This window comes from Patescibacteria group bacterium (assembly GCA_038063375.1).
Classification (GTDB): domain Bacteria; phylum Patescibacteriota; class Minisyncoccia; order Phycocordibacterales; family JANLHH01; genus JANLHH01.
The window spans coordinates 21,972-30,062 of the sequence record JBBTVG010000028.1 but is presented as its reverse complement, the minus strand read 5'-3'; the positions used below and the strand labels follow the sequence as shown (position 1 = coordinate 30,062).

9 protein-coding genes and 2 tRNA genes are annotated in these 8,091 nt (G+C 44.5%); all 11 read left to right on the top strand.

What is annotated here, in order from left to right; translation table 11 throughout:
• The first annotated feature begins 480 nt into the window (after positions 1-480).
• Positions 481-804: an RNHCP domain-containing protein gene (locus tag AAB523_03045; GenBank protein ID MEK7556235.1), complete on the top strand. Its 324-nt coding sequence runs from the start codon at positions 481-483 to the stop codon at positions 802-804.
• A gap of 9 nt (positions 805-813) precedes the next feature.
• A complete protein-coding gene (locus AAB523_03040; GenBank protein MEK7556234.1) occupies positions 814-1,098 on the top strand; it encodes an acylphosphatase in 285 nt (94 codons plus the stop codon).
• A 2-nt stretch (positions 1,099-1,100) separates the two neighbouring features.
• Positions 1,101-1,805, top strand: a complete 705-nt coding sequence (gene uppS / locus AAB523_03035) for a polyprenyl diphosphate synthase (protein ID MEK7556233.1) — start codon at positions 1,101-1,103, stop codon at positions 1,803-1,805.
• 3 nt (positions 1,806-1,808) lie between these two features.
• The gene (locus AAB523_03030) at positions 1,809-2,528 is read left to right on the top strand and encodes an RluA family pseudouridine synthase (GenBank protein MEK7556232.1); all 720 of its coding nucleotides are present in this window, start codon (positions 1,809-1,811) and stop codon (positions 2,526-2,528) included.
• A 16-nt stretch (positions 2,529-2,544) separates the two neighbouring features.
• The gene (rplS, locus tag AAB523_03025; protein ID MEK7556231.1) at positions 2,545-3,024 is read left to right on the top strand and encodes a 50S ribosomal protein L19; all 480 of its coding nucleotides are present in this window, start codon (positions 2,545-2,547) and stop codon (positions 3,022-3,024) included.
• A 17-nt stretch (positions 3,025-3,041) separates the two neighbouring features.
• A complete protein-coding gene (locus tag AAB523_03020; protein ID MEK7556230.1) occupies positions 3,042-3,782 on the top strand; it encodes a hypothetical protein in 741 nt (246 codons plus the stop codon).
• Between the two features lie 4 nt (positions 3,783-3,786).
• A tRNA-Leu gene (locus AAB523_03015) sits at positions 3,787-3,871 on the top strand.
• A 232-nt stretch (positions 3,872-4,103) separates the two neighbouring features.
• A complete protein-coding gene (locus tag AAB523_03010) occupies positions 4,104-6,116 on the top strand; it encodes a DKNYY domain-containing protein (protein ID MEK7556229.1) in 2,013 nt (670 codons plus the stop codon).
• Between the two features lie 186 nt (positions 6,117-6,302).
• Positions 6,303-7,160: an alpha/beta fold hydrolase gene (locus AAB523_03005; GenBank protein MEK7556228.1), complete on the top strand. Its 858-nt coding sequence runs from the start codon at positions 6,303-6,305 to the stop codon at positions 7,158-7,160.
• Between the two features lie 76 nt (positions 7,161-7,236).
• Positions 7,237-7,318 (top strand) — tRNA-Leu (locus AAB523_03000).
• 331 nt (positions 7,319-7,649) lie between these two features.
• Complete coding sequence (locus tag AAB523_02995; GenBank protein MEK7556227.1) at positions 7,650-8,069, top strand: hypothetical protein; 420 nt, start codon at positions 7,650-7,652, stop codon at positions 8,067-8,069.
• Positions 8,070-8,091: the final 22 nt, after the last annotated feature.

Below are 8,091 nucleotides of genomic sequence, written 5' to 3'. Positions count from 1 at the left end.
GCGATTAGCTCAGTTGGCTAGAGCAACCCGTTTACACCGGGAAGGTCGGGGGTTCAAGTCCCTCATCGCCCACCATATAAAATCTTAACCGCCCCGTGAGGGCGGTTTTGATTTTAATGGTGGGCGATAGGAAGTGCACTGCTGCACTTCCGTGGGGGACTTGAAAAGGTTCTCCCATATTTTTGATTCGCCTCGGGCGGAGAAAAATGGGAAACCTGTACTGAAGCTGTAAGCTTCAAGTCCCTCATCGCCCACCATATAAAATCTTAACCGCCCCGTGAGGGCGGTTTTGATTTTAATGGTGGGCGATAGGAAGTGCACTGCTGCACTTCCGTGGGGGACTTGAAAAGGTTCTCCCATATTTTTGATTCGCCTCGGGCGGAGAAAAATGGGAAACCTGTACTGAAGCTGTAAGCTTCAAGTCCCTCATCGCCCACCACCCTGCACACCTTACCTTTATGGCTATTTTATGGTACGGTAATGAGTGAAATCATGAATACTCCCCCTAAGAAATTCCAACGCACGATTGAAGATTTTACGTGCGAGCAGTGTAACTTTGCCGTGAAGGGCAATGGATATACCAATCATTGTCCCAAATGTTTATGGAGCAAACATGTGGATGTGAATCCCGGGGATCGCGCCGCCACATGTGGCGGTCTCATGGAGCCGATCGGAGCAGAGGTGGGAGGCGGGGAACATACCATTGTGCACACATGCACGACATGCAACTTTGAGCGGAAAAACAAAGTTTCAAAAGACGATGATTTTGATACAATCCTTACATTGCTCGGGTTCACAAGATAAATCATTCATATGACAAAGAGGAGATTGGAATGCAATATAGCAGGCAGAGTGCAGTTGGTCATGTTTCGCGATTTCACACGAAGAAATGCGAGGAGACTCGGTCTTACGGGAACCGTGCAAAATATGAGTGACGGTTCGGTGCATGTGGTTGCCGAAGGAGAGGAGGACGCACTGCGGAAATTTCTCGCACGCCTCCACAAGGGACCCATCTTTGCGCGGGTGGAAAATGTGGAAGAGTCGTGGAACGAGGCGACAGAAGAGTTTAAAACATTCGAGATCGTCTATTACCATTAAACATGCATACACAAGAAAAAAATATTCCAAAGTGCATTGGTATTATTATGGACGGCAACCGCAGGTGGGCGCGCAAGCGCGGGTTGCCGGTATACGAAGGCCCTCGCGCGGGATATAAAAAATTGAAAGAACTGCTCACATGGACAAAGGAAGCCGGCGTGAAGACAGTGGTCGCGTACGCGTTCTCTACGGAAAATTGGAATCGGTCAAAGTTGGAAGTGGGTTTTTTGATAAAGCTCTTGCGGAGTGTTCTCGTGGATGAGGTAGAGGACATCAAGAAAGAGAGGGTCCACGTGCGGTTCATCGGCGATCTTGATAAGTTTCCGAAAGATATCCAAGAAGGAATACGCACACTTGAGGAAGAAACCAGACCATATAAAGAGAACACTCTTGTGCTCGCGATTTCTTATGGCGGGCGGGCGGAAATCGTGTCGGCGGTGAAAAAGATCGCACAAGAGAAAACGAAAGAGGAGATCGGGAAAATGACCGAAAAGGAATTTTCAAAATATCTCTGGACCAAAGACATACCCGACCCCGATCTTATTGTCAGAACAGGCGGAGAAAAGCGTCTTTCCAATTTTCTGCCATGGCAATCCGTCTACAGCGAATTTTATTTCACTCCCACTCTCTGGCCCGCGTTTCCTCGTAGGGAATTTCATAAAATTCTCGCCGAATTTGCGACACGCGAACGAAGGAAAGGTGTGTAATCTATGCAAAAAATAAAAATCATCTACGAAGATAAAGATATTGTCGCTATCAACAAGCCGGCGGGGCTTACGGTGCACCCGGACGGGAAGACCGAGGAGTATGTCCTCACTGACTGGATTATGGAGCATTATCCCGATATAAAAGAAGTAGGAGAACCGGCCGAATACAACGGAAAGACGATACTGCGACCGGGCATTGTGCATCGCATTGACCGCGACACATCGGGAGTGCTTGTGATTGCCAAGAATCAGGAAACTTTTTTGCATCTGAAGCGGCAATTTCAGGAACGGGAGATCAAGAAAACGTATGTTGCGATAGTTTACGACAATATAAAAAACGAGGAGGGTACTATTGAGAAGCCGATCGGGAGGAGCACAAAAAACGTGCGGATGTGGAGCGCGGGCAAGGACGCGCGCGGTACTCTGCGTGAGGCGGTAACCGAATACCGTGTTTTAGCGCGCGGCAACAAGACAACCCTCGTTGAGCTCTATCCTAAGACGGGGAGGACCCATCAGATCCGCGTGCACCTGAAGGCAATCCATCATCCAGTCGTTTGCGATGCACTGTATGCCCCTAATCGGGAATGCCCCTTTGGGCTTACCCGTATGGCGCTCCACGCAAAATCACTGGAGCTTTCTTTGCCAAATGGCCAATCGGTGCGGCTTGAGGCGCCTCTCCCCGATGACCTTAAGGAAGCTATTGCTAAACTCAAAAACCTGTGATAAGCTTGTTTTTGTTATGAAGGCAACTCAGATAAAAATTTCTCCCGTGAATATTGAGCACAGGAAGAATATGGATCTCCGTGCGGGTGATACCGTGCGTGTGTGGTCTAAGGTGCAGGAAAAAGGGAAGACACGCCTCCAGGCATTTGAAGGACTTGTGTTGGCGCGCAAGCACGGCTCTGAAGCGGGTGCGACATTTACGGTACGGAAAGTATCAAGCGGAGTCGTGGTAGAGAGGATTTTCCCGCTCTATTCACCAAACATAGATAAAGTAGAATTGGTAAAGCGTTCAAAAGCGCGAAAGTCAAAACTTTATTACGTTCGCGAAAAAGCCGCAAAAGAAATTCGCCGGAAAATGAAAACGGCAGGCGTGGACATTCCTGATCTTGCGGAGAAGGAACCGGAGATCGAGGAAATGAAAAGTGAAGACGAGGAAGAAACAGCAGAGGTGATAGCAGAGACAGAAGAGACAAACGAAGCCACAGAAGAGAAGTAAGAAAAATCCCCGACTTCATGTCGGGGATTTTTCTGTATTTATTGGTAGACGCTATTACCTTGAGGTGGTATCATGGCGTTATGGGGTTAAGAGGACCAAAACCAAAAGGGAAAGTAAAAATAAAATGGTCGGCAAATTTTGCCTACGCGATCGGGCTTATTGCAACGGACGGGTGTCTTTATAAAGATGGAAGGCACATAAGTTTAACTTCTTTAGACCTGGAACAATTAAATAATTTTAATAAGGCGCTTGATATGAATGTAAAGATAAGTACAAAACAAGCAGGAGCGGGGAAATCATGTACTCATATTCAGTTTAGCGATGTACTTTTTCATAGATTCCTTATTTCAATAGGGGTAACCCAAGCAAAATCAAAGACAATTTCTGGTGTAGATGTTCCTAAAAAGTATTTTTTTGATTTTTTGCGCGGCTGTTTAGACGGGGACGGATGTTTTTATTCTTACTGGGACCCAAGATGGAGGTCAAGCCATATGTTTTACTTAACTTTTTCTTCTGCAAGCTTGAAGCATATTGAATGGCTAAGAAGGGAAATAAACGAGCGTGCTAATTCAATAGGGCATATATCAAAAGCACATAATAAAAGCTCAATCTATAATTTGAAATATGCAAAAAAAGAAGCACTGGTAATTATCAAGAAAATGTACTATAGTCCTAATGTTCTTTGTTTAAGCAGAAAGAAAGAAAAGATACAAAAAACATTGTTGGTTGAGAAAAAACAGCAATGTCTTTATGTATAAATATGCCCAGGTGGTGTAATTGGTAAACACGTACGATTGAGGTTCGTATGCCGTAAGGCGTGGAGGTTCAAGTCCTCTCCTGGGCACCACGTAGTAACTTGTTCGGAATTAAGAATATGGAGCGATTTTGCGGAAGCCAAAATCGCGCTTTGATTTTCGCCAAAACCCTTTCCGCCTACGGCGGAAGCCGTGAAATCCCATAATTCCCCCCAGCGTATGGAAACCGTTTTGTCCTTGAAAAAATTATTAAAACATACTGAAGGTCAATTTGGATATTAGAACTGCACGCGGTATAAAAATAATTGATGTTATAATATTTAAGTGACAATCTTTTCAAATAAATTAATAGTCGGAGTTGTTGCAATGGTTACGATGCTGGCGATCGGCGTCTCTATTGCCGCGACAATCAATGATTCGATTATTGACGATTCAGCAGTGCAGGAGGAGAGCGTGGTTGGGAAGACACGGTACTTCAAAGCAAAAGATTGCCCCGAGGAGGCGTATGAAAACAAAGATAATAACACCTCGTTTTATACTATGTGCAGAGCGTATACGACTGATGGGGTGTTTGTATATTACGATGGGATGCGTGAAATTGTCCTACCACCTATGAGTATGCCCACAATTATAAACGGACGTGTTGCGAGCTCTTCTCTTCCTACATATACGCAGCCGAAGCCATGGCCGATCGTTATTGAGGGCGCTGATTCGGAAACTTTTGAAATAATCTCTTCTCATTACCTAGACAGCTCTCTTGATCCAGAGCAGAATCCGACACTTACTTATGCTCGAGACAAAAACTTTCTCTATCGTATGGGAGAGAAGGTTGTTGATGCTGACCCTGATACGTTGGTAATACTGGGGAGAGGATATATTAAAGATAAAAACTCGGTGTATGATCGCGGAAGAAAAATAGAAGGCTCCGATCCTAAAACATTTGAATTTTTGAAATACGGTTACGCTCGCGATAAAAATTTTGTATATCTGGTGTGGCAGGATAAAAAAATAGAAAACTCTGATGGAAAGTCTTTTGAAATTATTGATGAAGATTATGCCAAAGACTCAGGCGCTGTATATTACAAACAAAAGAAATTGGAGGGAGTAGATCCGGGTACTTTTGAACTTGTATATCAAACGTATGTCGGCGACGGAACATATACTTCTCCAAGCGGGTACGCAAAAGACAAGAATTTTTTATATTATCAAGGAGAGCGTATTGAAGGAGCAGATCCTGACACTTTTGAGATAGTAGGTTTTCATGGAATACACGCGCGCGACAAGAATTTTGTTTATGGGTATAGGGCAAAAAAACTTTCTTGGATTGATGCAAATACCTTTAAAATTGTGTCGGACGTTTATTTTAAAGATAAAAACTCGGTGTATTATGGTGAAGGTAAAATAATTGATAACATAGACCCCATAACGTTCGAGTATTTAGGAGGAATATATTTTAAAGATAGAAATTCCGTATGGAGATCTTATTATGCTGATGAAGGTGGCGCAATTGGGTCTGTGTCTCGCATAAAAGACGCCGATCCAGGTACATTTCAATTTCTGGAATATGGATATGCGCGCGACAAAAATTTTGTATATTACAATGGAGATATTTTACTTGATGCCATTTCAGAATCCTTTGAAGTGCTTAACCAGGAATATTCAAAGGATAAAAATTTCGTTTATTTTGTAAAAGATAAAATTAAAGATGCCGACTCGGATACGTTTGAGGTTGTAGATTATACTTATACCAAAGACAAAAATTCCGTATATTACAGAGGAGTCAAGCTTAATGGAGTTGACGCAATATCTCTCTCGGTGCTTTCCTGCGGGTACGCAAAGGACAAATCTAAAGTGTTTACGGTAAATTACAATGGAGCAATGAATATTTTAGATGCCGCAGACCCCGATTCATTCAGGGTGTTTGAAGGGAATTGCTACGCAAAAGATAAAAACTTTGTGTACTATTACAATGGAATGCGAATTGAAGGCGCCGATCATAAAACTTTTGAAATTATTGATGCTTGGCATACAAAAGATTTATCGTCCGTGTATTACATGGGCACGCGAATTGAAGGCGCTGATGTTAAAACATTTGAGGCGGTGAAGGGAGATTACGCAAAAGATAAAAATTCTGTGTATTATAAAGGAATACGGATTGAAGGAGCCGACCAGGGGTCCTTTGAAGTTAATAATTATGGCACGGCGGCGAAAGATAAGAATACAAACTACACATCCGGCAAGCCTGTAGGAGCAGAGGAGATGGTAAACCATGATATTATATTTCCTCCCGGCATGGAAAATGCTGTACTGGAACGACTATACCCGCTGGATATTTAGATTGAGTTGGTACTCGGTAATGGAAAAACATTTCCGGAAAGACCGATGACTTCGCACGCTCCGCGCGTGCGAAGTAACCAGGGTTTTGTTTAAAAAAAGTTCGCGCAAAGTGTATAATTACAGCACAAGTGAACGAAGTGAGGTTGTACGCGGGAGGCGCAGTTTTTCTGCAAGAAAAGCGTTGTAATGACTTATAATAAAACCATACTGTATTTTTTTATTTTTCTCATCGGCTTTTTGGGTGTAAGCCTTTGGAGCGCGTGGCTCGTGACCCATCCGGCGCGCATTAAAAACGAACTTACGCCGGAGAACTACAAGCTCCCTTTTGAGAACGTTAAACTTACAACGAAAGACAACATATCAATTGATGGATGGTTTATTCCCGCGCCAGTTCCTCAAAAGCCGGCGTTGGTCATTCTGCACGGTTATCCCGCCGATAAGGGCGATTTGCTTTTCAGGGCAAGCCAACTTCACCAGGATTTCAACATTCTTTTAATTGATTTCCGCTATTTCGGAGAATCAGGAGGCACGCACACGACCCTCGGGTCCAAAGAACGCCTTGACGTGGAGGCCGCACTTCTATTCTTGGAATCACGCGGATTTGAAAAAGCGGGGGTATTCGGATTTTCGCTTGGTGGTGCCGCGGCTATTTTACAGGCCGCGCAGGACGATAGAATTTCCGCAATAGTTTCATACGCGTCATTTGCGGACGTGACGCTTCTTGGCAAAGACGTGTATAGCCACCTTCCCATTATTCGTGACGCATTAGTACCGCTCATGAACTTCTGGGCTAAGATGTTTTGGGATGTTGACGCCGCATACTCGCCGCAAGACGCGGCACAATATATTAAAATACCAATCCTGATAATTCACAGCAGGCAGGATGATCAAATACCGTTTCACCACGCCGAACTCTTAAGAGACGCTCTTCGCAATAACGAGTATGCTGAATTTTATTTTATGGAAAGCGGTCTTCATGGCGAGTTACCGCTAGATTTTGGAGAAAAAGTGAGAAATTTTTTCTTGCGGTCTTTGCCGCAGTGACCTATATGAGCGGCGTAGAGAGAGCGATATCCGGGAGTTGCGGAGCGCACGCGCTCCGCTTATACTTTCTATCATTGGGCGCGTGGCGGAATTGGTATACGCGTACGCTTCAGGAGCGTATGTCGCAAGACATGGGAGTTCAAGTCTCCCCGCGCCCACAGTGAATGTAATGAACGAGGACGCGAGCGAGCAAACTGCTTTGCTTGCGTGGGAGACTTGAAAGACGGAGCCATGTCGCTTTGCGACGGGCGAGTCCGGGCAGGAGCCACACGGTAGAATTGGAGCGAGTTTGCGAGTGAACAATTATGCCGATGTGAGCTGACGCCAAGTGCTTCCCCGCGCCCACAAACATGAGGCGACAATGCGGAGCATTGGCGTCTTTTTGTTTGCGCGTCTGGGAGAGAAACTGTTATTGACAGGAGTTGTTCATGTGGCAATATTGAATTGGATTTTCTGTAAACGATATTTTTCACCAGAGGGAGGCGACAGATGGAGGAAATGATCATACCTCGTTCCGTTATATTGAAGAGATTGACTTCTCCTATCACACTGAGATGGTGTGGAGGGGAGGGTAAGGTTGGCCAAGCAGAAGATATTCTTTGCAGAGACAGGTATGGGTGTTTATGGGTTGACACACAAGAGAATATTGAGAAAAAATATACTCTGATATCGTCTCTTCCTGATAGCAAGGTGCTTGCGTTCGTAGATGTGGCTCAAGAGAGGGCAGTGGGGGGCTACCATATCATAATGAATGAACGCGTTATATTCAGTGGCAGGAAAGATGATGTGTTGAGTAAGTTTCGGTGCGGAGCTTTTTTCATAATTACTCGGAACAACCATCTTATCCCAATACGGGTGAACCTAACAGAAAACGTAACGGCGTATCAATACTTGCTTCACTACGACTAGTTTTTTGTTTTTGCCCCGCGGC

What these genes read in the sequence shown, in the direction of transcription:
- AAB523_03045 (MEK7556235.1), top strand. Translation starts at nt 481, where the DNA reads ATGAGTGAAATCATGAATACTCCCCCTAAGAAATTCCAACGCACGATT.
- AAB523_03040 (MEK7556234.1), top strand. Translation starts at nt 814, where the DNA reads ATGACAAAGAGGAGATTGGAATGCAATATAGCAGGCAGAGTGCAGTTG.
- uppS (MEK7556233.1), top strand. Translation starts at nt 1,101, where the DNA reads ATGCATACACAAGAAAAAAATATTCCAAAGTGCATTGGTATTATTATG.
- AAB523_03030 (MEK7556232.1), top strand. Translation starts at nt 1,809, where the DNA reads ATGCAAAAAATAAAAATCATCTACGAAGATAAAGATATTGTCGCTATC.
- rplS (MEK7556231.1), top strand. Translation starts at nt 2,545, where the DNA reads ATGAAGGCAACTCAGATAAAAATTTCTCCCGTGAATATTGAGCACAGG.
- AAB523_03020 (MEK7556230.1), top strand. Translation starts at nt 3,042, where the DNA reads ATGTCGGGGATTTTTCTGTATTTATTGGTAGACGCTATTACCTTGAGG.
- AAB523_03005 (MEK7556228.1), top strand. Translation starts at nt 6,303, where the DNA reads ATGACTTATAATAAAACCATACTGTATTTTTTTATTTTTCTCATCGGC.
- AAB523_02995 (MEK7556227.1), top strand. Translation starts at nt 7,650, where the DNA reads ATGGAGGAAATGATCATACCTCGTTCCGTTATATTGAAGAGATTGACT.